We start from the raw sequence: 23,040 nt of genomic DNA, 5'->3' as shown, positions 1-23,040 counted from the left end.
CCCTCGGAAAAACCGGTCGTTGCCGTAGAAATTTTATTCACCGGAATAGCCTCTCGAACCAGCCCTGCCGGCCGGAATCACTGCCCAGATCACACTCGGCGCGGGTTTCAGGGCTCGAATTCTGCCAGAACGGCAACATCTTCACCGACTCGCAGGCGTGATCGTCGCCCTTCACCCGCAACCCCGAGGCGAGGTCAATCCGCTGATAATCAATCCCTGGATGGCCCTCGAGGTGTAGCGACTGGACGCCGAGTCCCTCCATGATCTCCGCCCAGACGGGCGCCGCCGAGACCCCGCCGGTCAACCCGGTCGGGCGGTTGTCATCCATGCCCAGCCACACCACCGCGACATGCCGATCATCAAAGCCGGCGAACCAGCTGTCGCGGAAATTGTTGGTCGTGCCGGTCTTTCCGGCCACGATCTGGCCATTCAGGCGGGCATCAATACGGCGGCCGGTCCCCTCGCGCGTGACATCGTGCAGGGCGTGTGTCAGCAGGCGCACTGAGCGATCCGACACCGCCCCCTGCAGCGACAGACCATAGTGCGAAAGGACGTCGTCGTCCTGGTCCAGCACCTCGCGGATGACCCGCGTGCCCGTCGCATAGCCCCCGTTCGCCAACGCCTGATAAAGCCCGGCCACCTCCAGCGGCGACAACTCGATAGCCCCCAGCGCCAGCGAGGGCAGCGGGGCCGGCGTGCGCTGCAGCCCCAGCGTCTGTAACAGGCTGATCACCTGAGTGATGCCGATATCCTCCGCCAGGCGCACGGTGGCCACGTTGTGGGACTGGACCAGGGCCTCCCACGCGGTGACCGATCCGTGGTGCTCCTGGTCGAAGTTGCGCGGCGTCCACGGCTCCCCGTGCGGCAACTGCAGGGTCAGCGAGCTGTCGTCCAGAAGGGTGGCCAGGGTGTATCGGTCGGGGTTGGTCAGGGCGGCGAGGTACACGAACGGCTTGATCACCGACCCGACCTGGCGCTGGGCCTCGACCGCGCGGTTGTATCCCGCGTAACGCGGATTGCGGTCCCCGACCACACCCAGCACCTCGCCGGCCTGCGGGTCCGTCACCACCGCGGCCGCCTGCAATCCATCGAGGTCCGTCCCCTCCCCGCGCCGCTGGACCAGATCGTCGACGCCCCGGACGAGCCGCTCCTCCAGACGCATCTGCACCACGGGATCCATGGTGGTGAAGATCCGCAAGCCGTCACTGCGCAAATCTTCGTCCGCGTAATCCGCGCGCAACTCCCGGCGTACAAGGTCGAGGAACGCCGGGAAGCGGCTGCGTCCCTCGGGCATCACGGGAGACACATCCAGCGCCGTCTCCAGCGCCCGGTTCACCCGCTCGCGGTCCGCCAGCCCGGTCTCGGCCATCGCCTTGAGGACGCGGTCTCGCCGTTGCGTCGCACGCTCCGGGAACCGCCGGGGATCGTAGTAACTGGCCCCCCGCGCCAGTCCCACCAGCACCGCCAGCTGATCCAGGCGCAGTTCATTGAGCGGCCGTTGATAGTAGAACCGGGCTGCCTGCCCGAACCCGTGAATCGCGCGCTCCCCGGTTTGGCCCAGGAACACTTCGTTCAGGTAGGCCTCGAGGATTTCGCGCTTGTCGTAGCGGTGCTCCAGCAAGAGCGCCATCACCGCCTCGTTCAGCTTCCGGGTCAACGTCTGGTCGCGAGTCAGGTAAAAGTTCTTGACCAGTTGCTGAGTCAGCGTGCTGCCGCCCTGCACGGTACGGCCCGCTTTGAGGTTCGCAAGAGCCGCGCGCGCAATGCCCACGGGATCGATCCCCCGGTGCGACATGAAGCGGCGGTCCTCGATGGCCAGCAAGGCCCCGATCAGCTCGCGCGGCACCTCGTCGATATCGACCAGGATGCGGTCCTCGCCATGGGTCGGGTAGATGCTGCCGATCAGCAGCGGCTCCACGCGCATCAGGTCCACGTCGCGCCCACTGGACTGCTCGGCAACTGACTGTACGCGCCCGTTGGCGAGTTGCACCCGAACCGAATGCGCGGGTTCCGGCCCGTCCCCGAACATGAACGGACGCGTGGTCAAGCGAACATCGTCCCCGCGGACGTGAAACTCCCCGGGCCCCGCCCCGTCTTTCGTCTCGCGATAATTCAGGGCCCGCAGCTCCGTCTCCAGCGCATCCACTGTCAACGGACTTCCTGCGTACAGTTCCAGCGGTCGCGCGTACACCCGGGCGGGCAACGCCCAGCGCTGGCCCTCGAACCGTTCGCGGATCTCGCGGTCCAGTTGATGGACGTAGACGCCTCCCACCGCCACGGCCGCAAGCAGCAGGCCGGCCAGAGTCCAGCCCCCGGCACCAAACAGGCGCCGGACACGCCCCCTGCGGGGCGCACTTTGCTTGCGTGGTCGTCGAGAAGGCTTTCGCGGCATGGCGGGTACGGAACGGGGTGACCAGAACGGCTGCAATGGTAACCTGACAGACAGAGGAAAACGGGTGCATACCCGGCGATTCCGGCAAAAAGCTGTTGTCCCCGATGCACCAGACCCCACGCCTCACCGCGGAGCCCCGATGACCGAACTGGAACAGCACCACGATCGCCTGCGCCACCTGGTCGAGGGCCTCGGGTTTCCCGAGCCCGTGCCCGAGGCGCAGACCGTGCGCAGCATCGAGACGCATATCTCCACCGTGATCCTCGCCGGCGACGACGCCTACAAATTCAAGAAGCCGTTGAACCTGGGCTTTCTCGACTTCTCGACCCTGGAGGCCCGTCGCCACTACTGCGAGACCGAGCTGGAAATCAATCGTCGCCTGGCCCCTCAGATCTACCTCGAAGTCGTCACCCTCAATGGCGACGACGCCCGCCCCGTCATCAACGGGCCGGGCCCCCTGCTCGACTACGCCGTGCACATGCGCCGGTTCGACCGGACCCGCCAGCTCGACCGGCTGCTGGAGAAGGGCCAGCTACCGCCATCCGCCATGGATGCACTGGGCCGTTACATCGCCGCCTTCCACGAACGTACCGAACGCACGGATGCACAGTCCGAGTACGGCACCGTGGAGGCCGCCACACAGCCCATGCTGGACAATTTCCCCGCCCTGGAGAAGGCGGTAACCGGTGCGGCCGATCGCGCTCGGCTCGAACGCCTGGAGGCCTGGACGCGCTCGGAAATCCATCGCTTGCGGGAGATTCTTCAGCAAAGGCATGACCAAGGTTTCGTTCGCCACGGTCATGGCGACCTGCACCTGGGAAACCTCGTGTACGTCCGTGACGACAGCGGGCAGGAAGTGCCGGTTGCCTTCGATGCCATCGAATTCGACCCCGCCCTGCGATGGATCGACGTGATCTCCGAGATCGCCTTCACCACCATGGATTTGCTGGCCCGCCAGTCCCGGGCCCACGCCTGGCGGCTGTTGAACGCCTATCTCGACGGCCGCGAGGACTTTGACGGTCTTGCCCTGCTGCCGCTTTACCAGGTCTACCGTGCACTGGTCCGCGCCAAGGTCCAGGGCATCCACAGCGCCGAGGCGCAGCTCCCCTCCGACGAGCAGGCGGCTCACAAGTCCGAAATGGGACGCTACCTCGCCCTGGCCGATCGCCTGACCGAACGCGGTTCCCCCCGTCTAATCCTCATGCATGGCGTGTCCGGCAGCGGCAAGACCGTGATCAGTTCACAGGTGATGGAAGGCCTGGGCGCCGTCCGCCTGCGTTCCGACATCGAACGCAAGCGCATGGCCACACCGGTCGACTACAGCGAATCCGGGCGCGCCCGCATTTACGACCACCTGCACCAACGCGCCGATCAGCTCCTGTCGCTGGGCCTTACCGTCGTGGTCGACGCGACCTTTCTCACGCGTGCGCAGCGGGTCCCGTTCCTGACCCTCGCGCGCCGGCATGCGGCCGGCTTCGCGGTTGTGGCCTGCCGCGCCAACGAAAACGTGCTGCGCGAGCGACTCGAGCAGCGGGCCCGTGCGGGCAGCGACGCATCGGACGCGAGCATCGAGGTCATGGAGCAGCAACAGCCCCGCCAGGAATGGCCGACCCCGGAGGAAGGTTGTATCGAGGTCGCCCCGGAAAGCCCACTGGATCGCGATGCCCTGGCTCGCCAATTGCTGCGACCCATCGCATCCTGAGCGACCGGGTACAATCGAACATGGACAGTCGCCGGAAAGCCCAGCAACATTAGCGGATACAGGCGAGCACCCGTTACTGGCCAGCCCGCCAGTCGCGGTCATCCCGCTCTCGCCGCCGCTCCACAACCCACAGGAGTTCTCATGCACGCTCGTCGCACCGGTCCGCTCGCCCGTATCCGCCAGACCCTCGCTTCCATGGCCGCATGCGGGCTGTTAACGATCGGAACCGGGGCGCAGGCCGATGCCCTTCTGCACTATGTCGATGACGAGGGGCTGGAGAGCCAGATCCTGGTGCGCGGTGACATCGTGCGCATGGAGCTCAACGAGTCCATCAGCGGCACTTCCGGCTACATGCTCTTCGACGCCACGAACGACCAGCTGACGGTCGTGGACGACACGGAACAGACGTACACCCCGCTGACTCGCGAGGTGATGGACCAGCAGATGCGCGACATGACCGACATGGTCAGCGACCTGCGCCGCCAGATGGAGCAACTCCCGCCCGAGGTGCGCCAGCAACTCGAGGAACAACTGGGCATCGGGGCCGAAGGGTTCGACGCCGAGATCGACACCCGTGCCACCGGCAAGCAGCGCGAAATTGACGATTTCGTCTGCGACGATCACGAGGTCCTGATTGACGGGAACGTGCAAAGCACCGTATGCGTCGCACAGCCCGATTCCCTGGGACTCCGGGACGATGACTTCACCACCCTCGGCGGCCTGATGGACCGGCTGTACGAGTTGTCTCTCAGCGCGCTACAGGCCGGCGGCCCCATGGCGTCACAGATGGGCGCGTCTTTGCTGCCGCGCGTCGACGGCATCCCCCTGGAGGTCAGCGAACAGGATGGCGTCACCACCCGCCTTTCTGGCATTTCCACCGATGAGTTGAGTCCGGAACTCTTCACCGTGCCCGACAGCTATGCCGAACGCGACCTTTTCTGACGCCTCACGGCCCGGTATCGCGCTGAGCCTGGCCGGCTCCGGTCTGCTGCTCCTTGCAGCCTGCAGCACTGGCCCCGAGCCTCGTGGCGGTGAAGCCGCGCCGGAGGTGGCCGCACCCCAATCGCTTCCCGACGGCCCGATGAGCCCGGTCCCGGAGGCAGGGCTGGAACGCTCCGAGGTCGTGCTCACTGCCCTCGGGCATCTCGACACCCCGTACCGATACGGCGGCACCGACGCCTCCGGACTGGACTGCTCGGCCCTGGTGCAGCGGGCCTACCGCGAAGCTGGCCACGAAGTGCCCCGCACCACCCGCGATCAGGCCCGCGCCGCCACGCGGCGCGATGGCTCGCCCACCCCGGGCGACGTGGTCTTCTTCGCCATCGACGGGAATCAAATCGATCATGTGGGGGTCTATCTGGGAGACGGCCGCTTCGTGCACGCGCCCAGCTCACGGGGAGAGGTTCGCATCGAGCAGCTGGACAACCCGTACTGGGCACCCCGAACCCGCTTTGCCGGCCATTTTTTCGATTGACCACAACGGCTTCCCGCGTGCGCCCCCCGGATCGGGTACCGGCGCCTTGTTCCACTTAACTGCCACCTTTCAACCCTTGAAGAGGAAGGAACCATGAAGACACTTACCGGTACCTCGCGCACCCTCCGCCACACGGCCCTGGCGGTCGGGCTTGGCCTCGGTCTCGTCATCGCCGGCACGGCCAGCGCCTACGAGACGGTCATGGAGACGGACGAACGCGTCATCTTCAAGACCGAAGGCGAATATGACTTCTACTTCGAAATGGTCGAGGAGGCGATCGCATCGGAAGGGCTGGTGATCAACAACGTGGGGCATATCGCCGACATGCTGGACCGTACCGCTGAGCAGGAGAGCGGAGAAGGCATCTTCCTCAACGGGCGGTCAGTCGATTTCTGCAGCGCGAGCTACTCACGCGCCACCATGGAGGCAGACCCCCACAACATGCTGTTCTGCCCCTACATCATCACCGTGTACGAGCTCGCTGACGAACCCGGCACTGTCTATATGGGGTACACGCCGGTTCCCGAAGTCGGCGACGAGGAGTCGAAGGAAAGCCTGCGGAACGTGAACGACCTGGTCGAGCGAATCATCAAGGAAGCCCTCGCCTTCTGACGCCTGCCCGGCCAATCCCGCAAACGAAAACGCCCGGCGGCCTCTCGGCCCCGGGCGTTTTTCTTGCCCCCCCTCAAGAAGGGGTGGATTCAATGATCGATGGACGAGGTCAGGGCGTCTGGTCTTCCTCGGCCCCTTCCTTCTTCACGGGCAGGAGCACCTGTCGGTCGACACCCAGCATCAGGGCGGCCGTCGCAGCGATGAAGATCGACGAGTAGGTTCCGACGATCACGCCAATAATCAGGGCAATCGAGAAGTTCTGCAGCGCAGCCCCCCCGAGGAACGCAAGCGAGAACAGCACCAGGAGGGTCGTCAAGCTGGTCACGATGGTTCGCGCCAGGGTCTTGTTCACCGCGTTGTTCATCACCTGTTCCGTACCCTGCTTGCGCAAAACCCGGAAATTCTCGCGTATGCGGTCATACACCACGATGGTGTCGTTCAGCGAATAGCCGATGACGGCCAGCACCGCCGCCAGCACACCCAGGTCGAATTCCAGCTGCAGCAACGAGAAGATGCCCAGGGTAATCAGCACATCATGCACCAGGGCCAGAACGGACCCGATGGAGAAGCGCCACTCGAAGCGCACCGCCACGTAGATCAGGATCCCGGCAAGGGCGTAGATCATGGCCAGGCCACCCTGTTCGCGCAGTTCCTCCCCCACTGCGGGGCCGACAAACTCCACCCGACGCAGGTCCGGGTCGTCCGGGCCGCCATCCTGCAGGGCATCCAACACCCGGTTCGAGAGCATTTCCGGGTCATCGTCGTCCTCGCTTGGGGGCAGACGAATCAGCACATCGCGCGAGGTCCCGAAGGTCTGCACCTGCGCCCCGGCATAGCCGCCGCCCGACAACGTCTCGCGGATCGGATCGAGTTCGACCGCTTCGGGGTAGCCAACTTCCACCAGGGTCCCCCCGGTAAAGTCGATCCCGAAATTCAGCCCACGGGTCGCGAGCAGCGCCACCGAAACGAGGATCAGGACCAGCGAGATCGCGATGGTAATCTTGCGTTTGCCCAGGAAATCGATATTCGATTCGGCGAAATTCAGATGCGGATGCATGTTTTATCTCCGCGCTCAGATGGACAGGCGCGACAGTCGACGCTGGCGTCCGTAGGTGAGATTCACGATTGCGCGGGTCACGACGATCGCGGTGAACATCGACGCGATGATCCCGATCGACAGCGTGATGGCAAAACCCTTGATCGGACCGGTGCCAAACAGGAAGAGCACCAGTGCCGCAATCAGCGTGGTCACGTTGGCATCCGCGATGGTCGTGAAGGCCCGGTCGTAGCCCGACGAGATCGCCGCCTGCGGTGACAGGCCATTGCGAATCTCCTCGCGTATGCGCTCGAAGATCAGAACGTTCGCGTCCACCGCCATGCCGACCGTCAGCACAATCCCGGCGATACCCGGCAAGGTCAGGGTTGCCTGCAACATCGACAATACCGACACGATGAAGATCAGGTTCAGTGCCAGCGCCACGTTCGCGATCAGACCAAACACACGGTAGTACAGGACCATGAAGACCATCACCGCGATGAAGCCGATGACCACCGACTGCATGCCGCGATCGATGTTCTCCTGCCCCAGGCTCGGCCCGACCGTGCGCTCTTCGACGATCGACATCGGCGCCGCCAGCGCACCGGCTCGAAGCAGCAGGGCGAGGTTCCGCGCCTCGCGGGTACTATCCAGTCCGGAGATCTGGAAGCGCCGTCCCAGCGGCTCGTTGATGCGCGCGACGTTGATGACCTCTTCGCTGCGCGACGTGCGCAGGACCTGCTCGCCGTCTTCCTCCACCGATTCGGTGGTCGTCTCGATGAACACCGAGGCCATCAGCCGACCCACGTTGTCCGAAGTCACGCGCGAGAAGATCCGGGCGCCCTGCCCGTCGAGGTTGATGAACACCGCGGCGCCGCCAGTGTCCTGGGCAATACCGGAGGATGCATCGGTGATGTAGTCGCCGGTCAGCATGACCTGGCGCTGCAGCAGGACCGGCGTCCCGTCACGCTCGTGGTACAGGCGTGTCCCGGAGGGAGCACTACCGGTCTGGTCGGCCTCCATCGGGTCGCCAGACTCCGACACCAGACGGAATTCCAGCGTCGCGGTGGCACCCAGCACTTCCTTCGCCCGGGCGGTATCCTGAACGCCCGGCAGCTGCACCACGATGCGGCTCTCGCCCTGCTGCGCGATGATCGGCTCGGCCACACCCAGCTCATCCACACGCGAGCGCAGGGTGGAGATATTCTGCTGCAGTGCCTGACGCCGCAGTTCGGTCAGGTGGTCCTCGTCCAGGGTAGCGACCATGCGGCTGGTGTCGCCGGAGCCGCGCATTTCCCACTCCAGCTCGTCGCGGTATTCACGGGTCAGCCAGTCCTCCGCCGCCTCGCGGTTTTCTTCGTCGGCAAACATCACCGTCAAGTCGCTGGAACTGCGCTCGATCGTATCGAACGTCAGGCGCTCGTCGCGCATGCGCCCGCGCAGCTCGTTGGCATAGCGCTCCATGGCGGTATCGATCACCGCATCCAGGTCCACCTCCATCAGGAAGTGCACCCCGCCACGAAGATCCAGACCCAGCGCCATCGGCTGACCGTTGATGGCACGCAGCCAGTTCGGCGTGGCCGGCGCCAGGTTCAGGGCGACCGTGTGGTTGTCATCCAGGGCATCACGCAGGATCCCGGCCGCCCGGGCCTGTTCGTCGGTCGTTTCGAACCGCAGCAGCAGCTGCCCATCATCCTGTTCCTCGACCTGACTCGGCGTCACATCCTGGGCGCCCAGGATCGTGCCCACCAGGTCACGGATGTTTCCGTCGATCTCGCCGGTCACAGGATTGCCGATCTGGACCGACGGATCCTCAGGAAACAGGTTGGGCGCGGCGTACAGCCCCGCACCCAGGACGACCACGACGATCAGGGCGTACAGCCACGCCGGATAGGAATTGCGCATATGGAGGACCTTGGAGGCGCTAACGGGACGTTCAGAGATCTTTGAGCGTGCCCTTGGGCATCACGGAGGCGACCGACTGCTTCTGCACGGCCACGTTCACACCATCGGCAATTTCCACCTTGATGAAGTCATCGCTGACCTCGGTGATCTTGCCGGCCACGCCGCCATTGGTAACGATCTCGTCACCCTTGGACAGGGCCTCGACCATGTTGCGATGTTCCTTCGCGCGCTTGCTCTGCGGGCGAATGATCAGGAAATACATGATCGCGAAGAAGATGGCGATCATGATCAGAAACTCGATCATGCCGCCGCCGGCGGCTCCACCTTCCTGGGCATGCGCTGCGGAAATCAGAAAGTCCATCGAAACACTCCGTCTCTCGGTTCAGGTGCGTGCCCCGGCCGGCCGCAGGTTGGCAGCCCGCCGGCGCGAAAAATAACGCGCGGATTATGGCACAGGCGTGACCTCCATGCCGCGTCGCCCATAGAAATCGGCGACGAACTCGCCCAGCGTCCCCACGGCGATCGCTTCGCGCAATCCACGCATCAGATCCTGGTAGTAATGCAGGTTGTGTGTGGTCGCCAGGCGTGAGCCGAGAATCTCGTTGCACTTGTCCAGATGTTTGAGATAGGCACGCGAATAGTGACGGCATGTGTAGCACCCGCATTCCGGATCGACCGGGCCGGTGTCGTCGCGGAAGCGGGCATTGCGGATTCGCAGCACACCCTCGCGCGTATAGAGGAAGCCGTTGCGCGCATTGCGGGTCGGCATCACGCAATCAAACATGTCCACACCGCGGCGCACCGCCTCGACGATGTCCTCCGGGCGCCCCACGCCCATCAGGTAGCGCGGGCGATCCGTCGGCAACTCCGGCAGGGTCACATCCAGGGTCTGCAGGCGTTCCTCCTCCGGCTCGCCCACCGACAACCCACCCATCGCATACCCGTCAAAGCCGATTGTCCGAAGGCCTTCCGCGGATTCCCGCCGCAGCGCCGGATACATGCCGCCCTGCACGATCCCGAACAACGCTGCTGGACTGTCGCCATGGGCAGCGCGCGAACGCGCGGCCCAGCGCAGCGACAGCTCCATCGACCGGCGCGCCTCGTCTTCCGTGGCCGGGTACGGAGTGCACTCGTCGAAGATCATCACGATGTCCGAGCCCAGCTCGCGCTGCACCTGCATCGAGGACTCCGGGGTCATCAGCACCTTCGAACCATCCACCGGTGACTGGAAGCGGACGCCCTCCTCGCTGATCTTGCGCATCTCGGCCAGCGAAAAGACCTGGAAGCCCCCGGAGTCGGTCAGGATCGGGCCCTCCCAGTGCATGAAATCATGGAGGTCGCCGTGGGCCCGGATCACCGCGGTGCCCGGCCGCAGCATCAGGTGGAAGGTATTGCCGAGGATAATCTCCGCGCCCAGGTCGAGCAGTTCCTCCGGCGTCATGGCCTTGACCGTTCCGTAGGTCCCCACCGGCATGAAGGCCGGGGTCTCCACCGTCCCGCGCGGGAAATGCAGCCGACCACGTCGGGCCGGGCCGTCGCTGGCCAGGTTCTCAAACTCCATCCGAGACCCCCGTATCCGTTCTAACGCTGGGCGGCAGGTCATCGGACCGGCCCGGCGCCAGCCACATCGCATCGCCATAGCTGAAGAACCGATAGCGCTGCGCGACCGCATGCGCGTAGGCATCGAGGATGCGGTGATAGCCGGCAAAGGCCGCCACGAGCATCAGCAGCGTACTTTGCGGCAGGTGAAAATTGGTCACCATCCGGTCCACCACGCGGAAGCGGTAACCCGGTTGGATAAACAGTCGGGTCTCGCCCTGGAAGGGAGCGAGTTCACCACCCGCGGCGGCGGTCTCGAGCGAACGTACACAGGTGGTACCCACCGCGACCACGCGCCCACCACGGGCCTTGCAGGTCGCCACGGCAGCGCAGGCCTCGGCCGACACCTCCAGCCACTCCGCGTGCATCTCGTGGGCGGCGGTATCCTCGACCTTCACCGGCTGAAAGGTACCGGCCCCCACGTGCAGGGTCACGGTCGCCGTCTCCACTCCGGCATCCCGCAGACGCCCCAGCAGGGTGTCATCGAAATGCAGGCCGGCCGTGGGCGCGGCCACCGCCCCCTCGCGCCGGGCGAACACGGTCTGGTAGCGATCGGCATCGTGCGCCTCGTCGGCCCGCTCGATATACGGCGGCAGCGGGATATGCCCGTGTTCGCGCAGCAACCCCAGCATATCGTCGGCGTCGATCAGCGCCAGGCGGAAGAACGGTCCCTCGCGTCCGGTTACTTCCACGGTGAATGCATCCGCCAGTCGCAACCGCGTCCCGACCTTCGGCGCGCGGCTCGCCCGCACCATGGCCAGGACCTGCATGGGGGACTCGATCCGTTCGACCAGCACCTCGACCTGGCCCCCGCTTTCCTTGTGGCCGAATACCCGCGCGGGGATCACCCGGGTATCGTTCAGAACGAGCAGATCCCCCGGACGCAACAGGCCCTCGATCTCCGCAAACCCGGCATCTCGCGGACGCTCATCCTCCAGAACCAGTAGGCGCGAACCCGCGCGATCCGGCAGCGGATACTGGGCAATCAGCTCCGGCGGGAGCTCGTAATCGAAATCGGCAACACGCATGGCGCGCGATCCTACCACGCAGCGCGCCGACCCGGTTCCCCGCATCCGCGATGGCCGCCCCGTTTGTGTAGGGGGGAACCTGCGCTACACTAGCGCCCCACAAGCCGGGATGGCGGAACTGGTAGACGCGCCGGACTCAAAATCCGGTTCTGGCAACAGAGTGCGAGTTCGATTCTCGCTCCCGGCACCATCCTTTTGTATCGGGCCCTCCGAAAGGCCCATCCCCGGGAAACGACGTTCCCCGACACCCAGCCGGTGTAGCTCAGCTGGTAGAGCATCTGATTTGTAATCAGAGGGTCGCAGGTTCGACTCCTGTCACCGGCTCCATTTTTTCCGCCCGCTCCCTCCGCTCCGGAGCCGGTCACCGCCGTCCACGCGTCGCCACCTTGACGGGCGTAGTGCGCGGTGTACTCTCTCATTAGAAGGGTGTTCAGAGGGCCACCCCGAGGAACGCCGGGTCCATGGACTTCGGCCCCCCAGGGGCCACACCCCGTGGACAGGACCGCTTGGGCTCCACACGTACAGGAGGGAGTCGCCATGTCAACCGACCGCTTCTTCATGATGTTCGCCGGAATCGTCGTACTGGTCAGCGCATTGCTCACCTGGCTCGTCAGCGCCTGGTGGCTGCTCCTCGCGGCCTTTATCGGCGTTCACCTGATTCAGGCCTCTTTCACTGGCTTCTGCCCCCTGGTCATGATCCTGAAATCCATGGGTCTCAAGCCGGGCGAGATCTTTCCCTGAACCCAGGCTCCGGCTTCGGATCCCAGAAGGCAACACGCCCGCACACCCCTTGTTTTCCCGGGTGCCAGGCCTCATATTAGCTCTAGCTAATACTTAACCAGGAGATATGTTCCATGAGCATTGACCGAATCGTTCTTGCCTTCGCCGGCACCGTCGTGATCATCAGCGCGATCCTCGCGTGGGTGTTCACCCCGATGTGGCTGATCCTGACCCTGTTCGTCGGCGCCAACCTGCTGCAGTCGGCCTTCACCGGCTTCTGCCCGCTGGCGATGATCCTGAAGGCCATGGGCGTGAAGCCCGGAGAAGCCTTCAACTAGACCGAAAGAACGCGTCAAAAGGCCCGGGCACCGATGGTCCCGGGCCTTTTTCATTGTGGCGCTCCGGTTCATGCCGCGCTGTCCTACACTTCAGGAAATGCCAGCCAACCTGGAGCGATGCCCCATGCGTTTTCGTGATCGCAACGAAGCCGGCGCGCAACTCGCACAGGCCCTGGAGCGTTACCGTGGCCAGCCTGGCGTCGTGTACGCGTTACCGCGCGGCGGTGTCCCGCTGGGGGTCGCGGTCGCTCGCCACCTGGGCTTGCCTCTGGACCTCCTGATCCCACGCAAGATCGGCCACCCGTTCCACCCCGAGTTCGCCATTTGCGCCGTCCCCGAGCGGGGCGACCGGGTCTGCAATGCGCGGGAAGCGGAGCGCGTGGATCCGGACTGGCTGGAGCAGGCAGAGGCACACGAACGTGCCGAGGCCCGTCGGCGCCGCCAACTCTACTGCACCACACCCGCCCCGGACGTGAGCGACAAACTCGCCATCATCGTCGATGACGGGATCGCCACCGGACTGACCATGCGCGCCGCCATCCGCGATGCGCGCCAGCGCAAACCCCGGCACCTGGTCGTGGCGATCCCGGTCGCGCCGGCGGACACCGCCGCCGTACTGGAAACCGAGGTGGACGAACTCGTCACTCTGGACATCCCCGAGTACTACCGCGGCTCGGTGGGCGCGTATTACGAGGACTTCGAACAAACATCCGACGACGAGGTCATCACCCTGCTCGCGTCGGTCCACCAGTCACAAAGACCCGATGTCTCCCGCTGAGGCACAGACGGTCTCCCTGCTCCTGGACGGGCACGCCCATCAGGGCATTCTCGGCCTGCCCGGAGTTCCCACCGGCCTGGTCATTTTCGCGCATGGCAGCGGCAGCAGCCGCCTGAGCCCCCGAAACCGGCAAGTCGCCGGCACCCTCCAGGCCAGCGGAATAGCCACCCTGATGTTCGACCTCCTGACGGAAGAGGAGGACCGGACCCAAGCCAACCGCTTCGACATCGACCTGCTCGGTCGGCGACTGGTGCAGGCCTGCCACTGGGCGACCGCACAGCCATCGCTGGCGCCGCTGCCGCTGGGCCTTTTTGGCGCCAGCACCGGGGCGGCAGCCGCATTGCAGGCCGCCGCAGACGCCCCCCAGAGCATCCGGGCCGTCGTCTCGCGCGGAGGGCGCCCGGACCTTGCGGGGGAGGCCCTGGAACGGGTGCAAAGCCCCACCTTGTTGATCGTCGGCGGCGACGACACCACCGTGATCCAGCTGAATCGCCAGGCACAGGCGCTCATGCACGCCCGCTGCGAACTGGAGGTCATCCCGGGTGCCAGCCACCTGTTCGAGGAACCGGGCACCCTGGAACAGGCGGCCGACCGTGCCACCGCCTGGTTCGGCAAATGGTTTCGCGCCGCGTCTATGGCGTAATCGCCACCTTCAGTACACCGTCACGCTGATGCGAGAACAGGTCGTACGCGGACTCGATGTCACCGAGCTTGTAGCGGTGCGTCACCATCGGCGTCAGATCCACGCGCCCCGAGGCGACGACCTCCATCAACCGCCGCATGCGTTCCTTCCCGCCGGGGCACAGGGTCGTCACAATGGTGTGATCCCCCAGGCCGGCCGCGATCGCATCGAGCGGCATGGAGACCTTGCCGGAATAAACCCCGAGACTGGACAGCGTGCCCCCCGGCTTCAGGACACGCAGACAGGCCTCGAAGGTCTGCTGCTGCCCCAGGGCCTCGATGGACACGTCCACGCCACGGCCGCCCGTCAGTTCCATGATCGTCCCGACCGGATCCTGCTCGTGGAAGTTGATGGCCACATCCGCACCCAGCTTGCGCGCCGTCTCCAGGCGCTCCGGCACCCCATCCACCACGATAATCCGCGTCGCCCCCATGAGCTTCGCACCCGCCGTGGCACACAGGCCGATCGGACCCTGGGCGAACACCGCCACCGTATCGCCGATATGGATGTGCCCGCTTTCCGCGCCGCCAAACCCCGTGCTCATGATGTCGGGACACATCAGCACCTGCTCGTCGCTCAACCCGGCCGGCACCGGGGTCAGATTGGCCTGCGCGTTGGGGATGCGCACGTATTCCGCCTGGCAGCCATCGATCGTGTTGCCGAGCTGCCAGCCGCCCATCGCCTTGCTACCGCATTGGCTGGAGATCCCTTCCTGGCAGGAATGGCACTGTCCACAGGGCGTGATCGCGCCCGCGATGACGCGCTGCCCCATCGCGTAGCCGGTCACCGCGCTACCCAGCTTTTCGATCACACCCACCGGTTCGTGTCCGACGATCCGGCCCGACTCCACGGGATATTCACCCTTGAGGATATGGATATCGGTCCCGCAAATGGTCGTGGTCGTGACCCGCAGAAGGGCATCCGTCGGACCGATCTCCGGGACCGGCCGCTCCTGGATCTCGATCCGGCCCGGTTCAACGAATACGGCCGCCTTCATCGTGCTCATGCCTGCCTCCTAGCATTTCTACCCGCTGGTGGGGCACATCCCAGCATGTTCGCCCGTTTCCCGAACATAGCAGGCCCGCGCGTCCCGGATCGTTCGCATGCCCTGCTGACGATCGCGACAGCCTGCTTGCCTCCCATACAATGGACGCTACACCCATCGCCCAGGATCGCATGTGACCTCGCTCATCCACCGCCTGTTCCAGCGCGCTCCCGCCCTCGACCCGGAAAGTCGCGCCTGGATCCATGCCATCTTCGACTGGGCCCATGACGAGCCCCATCTCGGGGGCATGCTGCGCAATGCGCACCTGGTGCTGCCTACAGCCGAACACTTTCCCGGGAAAGCCGACAACCGCAAGGCCATGGCCCAGCTGGTATTCAATCGTGTGCTGGACCATGCGGGGCTTGCGGACAGCCCATTCCGGCTCTCGCACCCAGGCACCCTGATGGACGACCCGATCCCGTGGGACACGATGAACACGGCCCGGGCCACCCAGAACGCCACGACCACCGGATCGGGTGGCGTGGGTATCCCCTACGACCCCGAACTGGTGGCCCATTCCCAGGCGCTGATTGCCCATTTCGCGCGCGAGATCGCCCTGCGTCTGCTGGCCTCCGCTCGCCAGGCACCGCCGGCGCTCGAGGGCAACGAGGCCCACATCGCCGAGCTACTGGCCACCCAAATGGGTTTCGGCATCATGCTGGCCAATACCGCTTTCCAGGTCCGCGTGAACCAGTGCGGTGCCTGCAAGGGGCCGGCCGCGGAGCGAGACGCGGCTCTGTCACGCGACGACCTCGCCTACGCCTTGGGCCTGTTCCTCCGCCGTCAGGGCATCCCGCCGGGCCGGGCAAGGGCCCATCTGAAGACCCCACTACGGCCCGCCCTGCGCCACGCCCTGCGTGATCTGGCCCGCCGCGAGCGGGAAACGGCCAGCCACGTCGCCTGAAACACCCCTCGCGTGAAAACGCCCGCGCGGCACTCTTTTCGTGGCGACACATCGGAACTGCGCGACACGAAGAGCCCGGCGCGGCCGGCCATGGAAACCAGCGGCTGCCCTCGGCCCGCCCCCGCTCCGTGCCATTCAGGCGCCGAGCAGCCCGCTGCGCTGTAAGCCGTCAAAGATGAATTGCATGGCAAGGGCGCTCAGCAGTACGCCCAGAATGCGCGTGAGCACGTGCGCCCCGGTCACACCCAGCCAGTGCTGCAGGCGCGACGCGACCAGCAGACACACCAGCGCCAGCCCCATCACCGCAACCAGCGCACCCAGCACCACGGCCTGACCCGCCGGGTCGCCCTCGGCCCGGCTCATCATCAGGATCGCCGCGCCCATCGCACCGGGCCCGGCCAGCAACGGGGTCGCCAGCGGAAAGATGGAGAGGTCCTTGCGGGTGCGGGCCTCCTGGGTCTCCGCCGCCGTAGCCGACACCCCGCCGGAGCTGCGCGCAAACACCATGTCGATGCCGATCAGCAGCAGCAGGATCCCGCCGGCCGTGTACAGGGCGGCCAGCGAAATACCCAGAAGCGACAGCAGCGCCTCCCCCGCCAGCGCGAACAGCAACAAAATGAGGCCCGCGACCACCGCTCCCCGGATCGCCATGGCGCGGCGCCGGGCCGGATTAATGCCCTGACTGAGCACACCGAACACCACCGCCACGTCCACGGGACCGATGGTCACGAAAAACGTGGTCAGCGCGACGATTCCCAGTTCCAGCATGGCCGATCCCTCCTCGCCCAAGGTCCTTCGATGTTCGTGTACCGGGCCCGAATGGGCCCGACGGTTCGAGGTGTAAATTGCCCTTCGCGATCGACGAACCTACTTTAGCGCGTTCTTGAATGCTTATTGGGGAGCCATCCAGCCATGAAACGTCGTGTTGTCGGTCACCTGACGCTGGCCAGCCTGCTTGCGTCACCCGCCCTCGCCCTCGCCCAGGAGGCCGCGCAGACACTCGACACCGTCTCGGTCACGGCCACGGGCTACGAGACGCTGGTCGACGAGACCCCCTCCTCCGTCACCGTGATCGAGGCCAGCGAAATCCGCAACCGCGAGGCCCGCACCCTGGGCGACCTGCTGCGCGGCCAGCCGGGTATCGCCACGGCCGTGGACGGATCGGTGGGCTCCGATCCCATCATCCGCGGCCTGAAGCGCGACCAGGTGCTGGTCCTGGTGGACGGTGTGCGGATCAACGCCATGCAGCCCCCGGCACGGGGATCGCTGGCCTCCTACGTCAACATCGACCTGATCGAACGCATCGAGATCGTGCGCGGCCCCGGCTCCGTGCTCTACGGCGCCGGCGCCATGGGCGGAGTAATCAACATCATCACCCGCGGTGGCGACTTCACCGACGAACCCGAGACCCGAGGCTTCTCGCGCCTCGGCGTCACGTCCGTGGATGACGGCATCCGCGGCGCGGTCGGCGTCACCGTCTCCAACGACCGCAACGTGCTGGACCTCTCCACCGCCTACCTGAACACCGACGACTACAAGAACGGCGACGGCGACCGCCTGCGCGACTCCGGCACTGAGCAGAACGCCTACCACCTGCGCTACCGCGGCAAGCTCGCACCGGGCCACGAGGTCCAGTTCCGCGCCCAGCGCGACGAACGCAAGGATGTCTGGTACCTCACCTCGCGCAACTTCAATGAAACCCCACCCAGCGCCTCACCGAGTCCCATTGCTCCGCCTTTGGGGCTTAATACCCACTACACCCCGAGTCAGACACGCGATCTCTTCGAACTTCGTTACGAAGGCGAACTATCCGGCGACTGGGCACCACGCGTCGAAGCCTCGGTGTACCGACACGAACTCTCGCGTGGCAACTACGATTGGAACGCGGAACTCGACCGCGATTACCGCACTTCGGATACCGACTTCACTACGGACGGGCTTCGCGTGCAGACGGAACTGGGCCCCGCCGACAACCAGATCCTGCTGGTCGGAGCCGAAGCCTGGCGCCTTCGTGCAAGTCCCGTTTCGTTCATCGGCACCGAGGCCAACGGGTTCCGACCCGAAAATGCAGCGCCTACCCCATTGGTTGAGAATGGGCGAATTGAATCCGCAGGGGTCTTTGTCCAGCACGAGACCTACCTTGACTGGGCCACCGTCAACCTCGGCGCCCGATATGACGAAGTACGCGGCAGCGCCGACGCCGCAGCCAACGTGTCCGGACCTCTGGACAAGACCGACCGCAACCTCAGCTGGTCGGCCGGACTCACCTGGCACATGGACGAGGCCTTCAACCCCTACTTCAGCCTGTCCGAGGGCTACCGCTCCGCGAGCCTGCTGGAGCGCTACCTCACCTACCCCTATAGCGACGGGTTCACCTGGCAGAGCAATCCGCAACTGGACCCGGAGCGCAACCGCACCTTCGAGGTGGGCGCCCGAGGCCGGATTGGCGCGACCTCCTACACCATCTCGGCCTACGAAAGCCGGATCCGCGACTACATTGGCGGTCAGGTGATCGCCCAGGGCTTAAAGGAAACGATCAACCTCGATGAAGCCCGCATCCACGGCGTCGAGGCCCAGGTTGAACACGCCTTCACCGACGCGATCACCGGCTACGCGAGCGCCACGTGGATCCGTGGCGAGAACCGCGACAGCCGCTTCGACGAGCCGCTGACCCAGATGCCACCGCCGGAGGCCAGCATCGGGCTCAGCCATTCCGGCGCGCAGGGCTGGCAGTGGGATGCGCGCATTCGCGCGGTGGCGAGCCAGAGCCGCACGGCCGACACGTTCACCGCCGGGAACGAACGCGACACCTCCGGGTTCGCCACCGCCGACCTCGCCGTGGGCTACCGCTTCGGACCGAGCGCGGGCTTCCGCTCCAACGAGCTCACCTTTAGCGTGACCAACATCGCGAACAAGACCTACCGCGAGCACGTCAACGAGATGACCGAGGCACGCCTGGACCCGGCCAACGGCGTCCAGGACATCTGGGCGCCCGGCCGCAGCTTCGGGCTGACCTGGAACGCCGAGTTCTAGACCGGCGTAAGTATTCGCCCCAAGGACCAGACAAGGACAACGCCATGCGTCTACGCGTAATCGACTTCGGCCAGCAGCCGGCCGTCCGCTCCCAGGCGGTCTACCACGGCATCGCCGAGGCCATGGGCAAGGACGACGATCCGGTGCTCACCCTGGTCAATCCCGACGACCCGTATGTCTGCGTCGGGCTGCACCAGGAGATCGCCCTGGAGGCCGACGAGGACTTCTGCAAGGAACAGAACCTGCCGATCATCCGCCGTCACGTCGGTGGCGGTGCGGTGTACCTGGACCACAACCAGATGTTCTTTCACTTCATCTACCCGTCGTCGAAGGCGCCCCGCATCGTCTCGGATATCTACAAGACGTTCATCGACCCGGTGATCAACACCTACCAGGCCTTGGGCGTCAACGCGACCTTCCGCCCGGTGAACGACATCCACGTGGACGGACGCAAGATCGGTGGCACGGGTGCCGCCAGCATCGGCAATGCCACCGTGATGGTCGGCAGCTTCATGTTCGACTTCGACACCGCCACCATGGCCCGCTGCCTCAAGGTCCCGTCGGAGAAGTTCCGCGACAAGCTGCGCGCCGGCATGGAGGACTACATCACCACGCTGTCACGCGAACTCGGCGAAATGCCTGCCCGCGAGACCGTGCGCGATGCCTTCCTGAAACGCGTGGCCAGTGACCTCGACGTCGAGGTCGAGATGAGCGAACCCACCGCCGAGGAAACCGCCGCCATCGAGGAACAGATGGCCGAACTGACCGACCCCGAATGGACCTACCGCAAGGGCCGCAAATTCGTGGAGATGGGCGTCAAGATCGCCGCCGGCACCCACCTGACCGAGGGCGCCCACAAGGCTGCCGGTGGCCTGATCCGCGCCCAGCTAATGGAGAAGGACGACCATATCGCCGACCTCCTGCTTTCCGGCGATTTCACGGTCTTCCCGGAAGACGGCATGGACCGCATCGCCGGCGCCCTGCACGGCCAGCCACTGGAAACCGAGGCTCTGCGAAGCGCCGCGGCCGCCTGCATGCAGGAGATCGGCCTGGATGCCCCGGGCATCGAGCCCGCCGACATCGCCACCGCGATCCTCGCCTGCGTGCACCGCGAGCCTGATTAAAACGCAACGGCCGGATCACTCTTCCCGGCGATCCGGCCGTTTCTGGTACTGCGGCGATTGACGGAGCGGCAGTGTTAGGCGGAGTCCGCCGACTCCACACACTCCAAACGGCCGGGCGCGGTATTGAGCCGCTCGCGGTCGTTTCGGTATGGCTCCGTCGTGGCTACGGCGCGATCTGCCGTCTGAAGGATCTCCGCGGCCCATCCCGGGAGCTCCGGCGAGAGCTGATAATAGATCCAGTTGCTCGCGCGTCTGGTACTGACCACCTTGTAATGTCGAAGCGCCGCCAGGTGACGCGACACCTTCGGCTGGGACATTTCGAGCGCGTGCGTCAGCTCGCAAACGCACATCTCCCCTTCCGCCTGCATCAGCAAGAGCGCCCGCAACCGGGTTTCGTCGGCCAGCAGGTTAAACAGGTCCGTGGGGTTAAGCGACATAATGCATCCAGAAAAAGCCGTTCACGAACTATATCCCGACAGCTCTGGTGGGACAACGCGAAGCAAGGCGTTTGCGACCACTCATTATCGTACAGACGGATCAACCCGTCGCATAATTTCCAGCCCAGCCAATTGCATGACGGTGCGGGCCATCCCCGCCTCCCTGTACAGTGATGCAATGCGGCCGGGACCTCCACATGGCGATGGCCGCCCCCTGCAGCGCGCACGCGAACCCCTCGATAATTTCTCCAGGTTTTGGCTTTTTAGGGGTCCGATTCGTGTATGATGCCGGGTTGGCAGTTGCCATCCGATTTTCGCCGGGCCTTCGTTTCCGGCCTGTGTGAGTACCCCCCAATGTCTGATTCCCCCTCCTTCTCCCAGCTCGGGCTTTCCGAGTCGCTGGTCCGTTCCCTGTCGAACATGGGCTTCTCTACCCCGACCCCGGTCCAGGCCGCCTGCATTCCGGCACTACTGGAAGGCCGTGACGTCCTGGGCGAGGCCCAGACCGGCACCGGCAAGACCGGCGCCTTTGGCCTGCCGCTGATCGACCTGATCGACGCGGCCCAGCGAGTGCCCCAGGCGCTTGTCCTGGCCCCGACCCGCGAGCTGGCCAACCAGGTGGCCGGCGCGTTGACCGAGTTCGCCGCGGGTTTCGCCGGCATCGATGTGCTGCCCGTCTACGGCGGCCAGCCGATGGGCGAACAGCTACGCGCCCTGCGCAAGGGCCCGCAGATCGTCGTCGGCACGCCCGGCCGCGTGGTGGACCACATCAAGCGCGGCACGCTGAACCTGGACGCCCTGCGCGTCGTGGTGCTGGACGAGGCCGACGAGATGCTGCGCATGGGCTTTGTCGAAGAGATCGAGTGGATCCTGGAACAGACCCCCGACACCCGCCAGACCACCCTGTTCTCGGCCACCATGCCCGCGCCCATCCGCCGCATCGCGCACCGCCACATGCGCGAGCCGGACGAGATCAGGATCGGCGCCGGCAACGAGGCGGGCACCGACATCGACCAGAGCTACTGCCTGGTCGACGCCCGGCACAAGCTGGAGGCCCTGACCCGGCTGATGGAAACCGAGGACGGGCTGGACGGCGCGGTGGTCTTCGCCCGCACCAAGGCCTCCACGGTCGAGATTGCCGATGCCCTGGGCCAGGCCGGCATTGCCGCCTCCGCCCTGAATGGCGACATGGAACAGGGCGAGCGCGAGCGCGTCGTGAGTGACCTGCGCGACGGTCGCCTGGACGTGATCGTGGCGACGGACGTCGCCGCCCGCGGGATCGATGTTCCGCGCATCAGCCACGTATTCAACTTCGATGCCCCGGGCGATGCCGAGGTCTACGTGCACCGCATCGGCCGAACGGGCCGGGCCGGGCGCAAGGGCCGCGCCATCCTGTTCCTGGAGCCGCGCAAACGCCGCATGCTGAAGGACATCGAACGCCTCACCGGCAAGCCGGTACGCGAACAGCCGCTACCCGACCGCCAGGCCGTCCAGGCCCGCCGCGAGGGCCGCTTCGCGGAGCGCGTACAAGCCCTCCTGGGCGGCGAACAGGCCAGCGCGCACGAGGCCCTGGTCGAGCGCCTGCTGGCCGAGAGCGAGGTTTCCGAACGCGAGCTCGCCACTGCCCTGGTCGCCCTGGCGACCGCCGGCAGTCCGCTGGATGCCAACGCCCACAAGGGCAACGATCCACTGCTGGCCGCCGCCCGTGCACCCTATTCCGAACGCGGCCACAACCGCCGCGATGCGATGCCGCGCGGCGAACGTCCATCACGCGGCAAGGATCGCGAGCCGGAAGCCGACATGGTGCGCTACTACATGCCCGTGGGGCGCAATAACGGCGTGGCGCCGGGCGCCATCGTCGGCGCCCTGGCGAACGAGGGCGGCCTGAACGGCCGCGATATTGGCCGCATCGGCCTGCGCGACGATCACAGCCACGTGGATCTTCCGGCTTCGCTGGACGAAGCCTCGATTCGCCGCCTGGGCAACATTCATGTGGCGAATCGCAAGCTGGAACTGACCCTCCAGGCGCCCCGCCCGGGTCAGGCGGCCAGCCAGGAAGACACCCCCAGGCCGACGCCGCGCAAGCCGGCCGGTACGCGCAGCGAAAAGCCCGCGACCGGCGGCAAGCCGAAATCCTTCAGCAAGCCGGGCGGTAACAAGCGCGGCCCGGCGCCGGCCAACCGCAAGCGTCCGGCCTATGCCGCCGCTGGCAAACGCCCCGCAGGCAAGGG

At 65.7% G+C, this 23,040-nt stretch carries 21 protein-coding genes and 2 tRNA genes; 14 read left to right on the top strand and 9 right to left on the bottom strand.

Annotation, left to right across the window (positions count from 1 at the left end; all coding sequences use genetic code 11):
* Nucleotides 1-37 precede the first annotated feature (37 nt).
* Complete coding sequence (mrcB, locus tag ACESLR_RS04850; RefSeq protein ID WP_373024396.1) at nt 38-2,392, bottom strand: penicillin-binding protein 1B; 2,355 nt, start codon at nt 2,390-2,392, stop codon at nt 38-40.
* Nucleotides 2,393-2,531: 139 nt separating this feature from the next.
* Between mrcB and ACESLR_RS04845 the strand changes: the two genes are divergently transcribed.
* The 4 genes from ACESLR_RS04845 to ACESLR_RS04830 all read left to right on the top strand — a co-directional run bounded on the left by ACESLR_RS04845 (nt 2,532) and on the right by ACESLR_RS04830 (nt 6,180).
* Nucleotides 2,532-4,094 carry an AAA family ATPase gene (locus ACESLR_RS04845; protein ID WP_373024395.1) on the top strand — a complete coding sequence of 521 codons (1,563 nt, stop codon included), beginning with the start codon at nt 2,532-2,534 and terminating at the stop codon, nt 4,092-4,094.
* 141 nt (nt 4,095-4,235) lie between these two features.
* Nucleotides 4,236-5,036 carry a hypothetical protein gene (locus ACESLR_RS04840; RefSeq protein WP_373024394.1) on the top strand — a complete coding sequence of 267 codons (801 nt, stop codon included), beginning with the start codon at nt 4,236-4,238 and terminating at the stop codon, nt 5,034-5,036.
* Nucleotides 5,014-5,568 (top strand): C40 family peptidase, encoded by a 555-nt coding sequence (locus tag ACESLR_RS04835; protein ID WP_373024393.1) that lies wholly within the window; start codon nt 5,014-5,016, stop codon nt 5,566-5,568. The genes ACESLR_RS04840 and ACESLR_RS04835 overlap by 23 nt, the downstream gene beginning before the upstream one ends.
* 93 nt (nt 5,569-5,661) lie before the next feature.
* Nucleotides 5,662-6,180 (top strand): DUF302 domain-containing protein, encoded by a 519-nt coding sequence (locus ACESLR_RS04830; RefSeq protein WP_373024391.1) that lies wholly within the window; start codon nt 5,662-5,664, stop codon nt 6,178-6,180.
* 109 nt (nt 6,181-6,289) lie between these two features.
* On the opposite strand, the gene secF is transcribed toward ACESLR_RS04830, so the two are convergent.
* The 5 genes from secF to queA form a co-directional block, all read right to left on the bottom strand.
* A complete protein-coding gene (gene secF / locus ACESLR_RS04825; protein ID WP_373024390.1) occupies nt 6,290-7,237 on the bottom strand; it encodes a protein translocase subunit SecF in 948 nt (315 codons plus the stop codon).
* Between the two features lie 15 nt (nt 7,238-7,252).
* Nucleotides 7,253-9,121 carry a protein translocase subunit SecD gene (gene secD, locus ACESLR_RS04820; RefSeq protein WP_373024389.1) on the bottom strand — a complete coding sequence of 623 codons (1,869 nt, stop codon included), beginning with the start codon at nt 9,119-9,121 and terminating at the stop codon, nt 7,253-7,255.
* Nucleotides 9,122-9,152: 31 nt separating this feature from the next.
* A complete protein-coding gene (gene yajC, locus ACESLR_RS04815; RefSeq protein WP_373024388.1) occupies nt 9,153-9,482 on the bottom strand; it encodes a preprotein translocase subunit YajC in 330 nt (109 codons plus the stop codon).
* Nucleotides 9,483-9,566: 84 nt separating this feature from the next.
* Nucleotides 9,567-10,682 (bottom strand): tRNA guanosine(34) transglycosylase Tgt, encoded by a 1,116-nt coding sequence (gene tgt, locus ACESLR_RS04810; RefSeq protein WP_373024387.1) that lies wholly within the window; start codon nt 10,680-10,682, stop codon nt 9,567-9,569.
* Nucleotides 10,672-11,748: a tRNA preQ1(34) S-adenosylmethionine ribosyltransferase-isomerase QueA gene (gene queA, locus ACESLR_RS04805; RefSeq protein ID WP_373024385.1), complete on the bottom strand. Its 1,077-nt coding sequence runs from the start codon at nt 11,746-11,748 to the stop codon at nt 10,672-10,674. Before queA ends, tgt begins: the two co-directional genes overlap by 11 nt.
* Before the next feature lie 103 nt (nt 11,749-11,851).
* On the opposite strand from queA, the gene ACESLR_RS04800 reads away from it, so the two are divergent.
* The 6 genes from ACESLR_RS04800 to ACESLR_RS04775 all read left to right on the top strand — a co-directional run bounded on the left by ACESLR_RS04800 (nt 11,852) and on the right by ACESLR_RS04775 (nt 14,227).
* Nucleotides 11,852-11,938 (top strand) — tRNA-Leu (locus tag ACESLR_RS04800).
* A 61-nt stretch (nt 11,939-11,999) separates the two neighbouring features.
* Nucleotides 12,000-12,075: transfer RNA gene (locus tag ACESLR_RS04795), tRNA-Thr, on the top strand.
* Nucleotides 12,076-12,285: 210 nt separating this feature from the next.
* A complete protein-coding gene (locus ACESLR_RS04790; protein WP_373024383.1) occupies nt 12,286-12,489 on the top strand; it encodes a DUF2892 domain-containing protein in 204 nt (67 codons plus the stop codon).
* Between the two features lie 113 nt (nt 12,490-12,602).
* Entirely contained in the window at nt 12,603-12,806 is a 204-nt protein-coding gene (locus tag ACESLR_RS04785) for a DUF2892 domain-containing protein (RefSeq protein WP_373024382.1), read from the top strand.
* A gap of 124 nt (nt 12,807-12,930) precedes the next feature.
* A complete protein-coding gene (locus ACESLR_RS04780) occupies nt 12,931-13,584 on the top strand; it encodes a phosphoribosyltransferase (protein WP_373024381.1) in 654 nt (217 codons plus the stop codon).
* Nucleotides 13,571-14,227: a dienelactone hydrolase family protein gene (locus tag ACESLR_RS04775; RefSeq protein WP_373024379.1), complete on the top strand. Its 657-nt coding sequence runs from the start codon at nt 13,571-13,573 to the stop codon at nt 14,225-14,227. Before ACESLR_RS04780 ends, ACESLR_RS04775 begins: the two co-directional genes overlap by 14 nt.
* Here ACESLR_RS04775 and ACESLR_RS04770 read toward each other — a convergent pair.
* Nucleotides 14,217-15,272 carry an NAD(P)-dependent alcohol dehydrogenase gene (locus ACESLR_RS04770; RefSeq protein WP_373054210.1) on the bottom strand — a complete coding sequence of 352 codons (1,056 nt, stop codon included), beginning with the start codon at nt 15,270-15,272 and terminating at the stop codon, nt 14,217-14,219. The genes ACESLR_RS04775 and ACESLR_RS04770 overlap by 11 nt on opposite strands.
* A 172-nt stretch (nt 15,273-15,444) precedes the next feature.
* Here ACESLR_RS04770 and ACESLR_RS04765 point away from each other — a divergent pair, with 172 nt between their 5' ends.
* The gene (locus ACESLR_RS04765; RefSeq protein WP_373024376.1) at nt 15,445-16,215 is read left to right on the top strand and encodes a hypothetical protein; all 771 of its coding nucleotides are present in this window, start codon (nt 15,445-15,447) and stop codon (nt 16,213-16,215) included.
* A 135-nt stretch (nt 16,216-16,350) separates the two neighbouring features.
* On the opposite strand, the gene ACESLR_RS04760 is transcribed toward ACESLR_RS04765, so the two are convergent.
* On the bottom strand, nt 16,351-16,983 hold the full coding sequence (locus ACESLR_RS04760; protein ID WP_373024375.1) for a MarC family protein: 633 nt from the start codon (nt 16,981-16,983) through the stop codon (nt 16,351-16,353).
* 144 nt (nt 16,984-17,127) lie between these two features.
* Between ACESLR_RS04760 and ACESLR_RS04755 the strand changes: the two genes are divergently transcribed.
* Together ACESLR_RS04755 and ACESLR_RS04750 are read left to right on the top strand one after the other, a co-directional pair.
* Nucleotides 17,128-19,248 carry a TonB-dependent receptor plug domain-containing protein gene (locus tag ACESLR_RS04755; protein WP_373066741.1) on the top strand — a complete coding sequence of 707 codons (2,121 nt, stop codon included), beginning with the start codon at nt 17,128-17,130 and terminating at the stop codon, nt 19,246-19,248.
* Between the two features lie 44 nt (nt 19,249-19,292).
* Nucleotides 19,293-20,372: a lipoate--protein ligase gene (locus tag ACESLR_RS04750; RefSeq protein WP_373024372.1), complete on the top strand. Its 1,080-nt coding sequence runs from the start codon at nt 19,293-19,295 to the stop codon at nt 20,370-20,372.
* A 74-nt stretch (nt 20,373-20,446) separates the two neighbouring features.
* On the opposite strand, the gene ACESLR_RS04745 is transcribed toward ACESLR_RS04750, so the two are convergent.
* Nucleotides 20,447-20,809: a metalloregulator ArsR/SmtB family transcription factor gene (locus tag ACESLR_RS04745; RefSeq protein WP_373024371.1), complete on the bottom strand. Its 363-nt coding sequence runs from the start codon at nt 20,807-20,809 to the stop codon at nt 20,447-20,449.
* 354 nt (nt 20,810-21,163) lie between these two features.
* Between ACESLR_RS04745 and ACESLR_RS04740 the strand changes: the two genes are divergently transcribed.
* Nucleotides 21,164-23,040: DEAD/DEAH box helicase (locus ACESLR_RS04740; RefSeq protein ID WP_373054720.1), on the top strand; the 1,877-nt coding region annotated here is incomplete at its 3' end.

The sequence above is a fragment of the Thioalkalivibrio sp. genome, from assembly GCF_041685615.1.
Taxonomy (GTDB): Bacteria; Pseudomonadota; Gammaproteobacteria; order Ectothiorhodospirales; family Ectothiorhodospiraceae; genus Thioalkalivibrio.
This window is presented reverse-complemented; position numbering and strand designations above follow the sequence as displayed.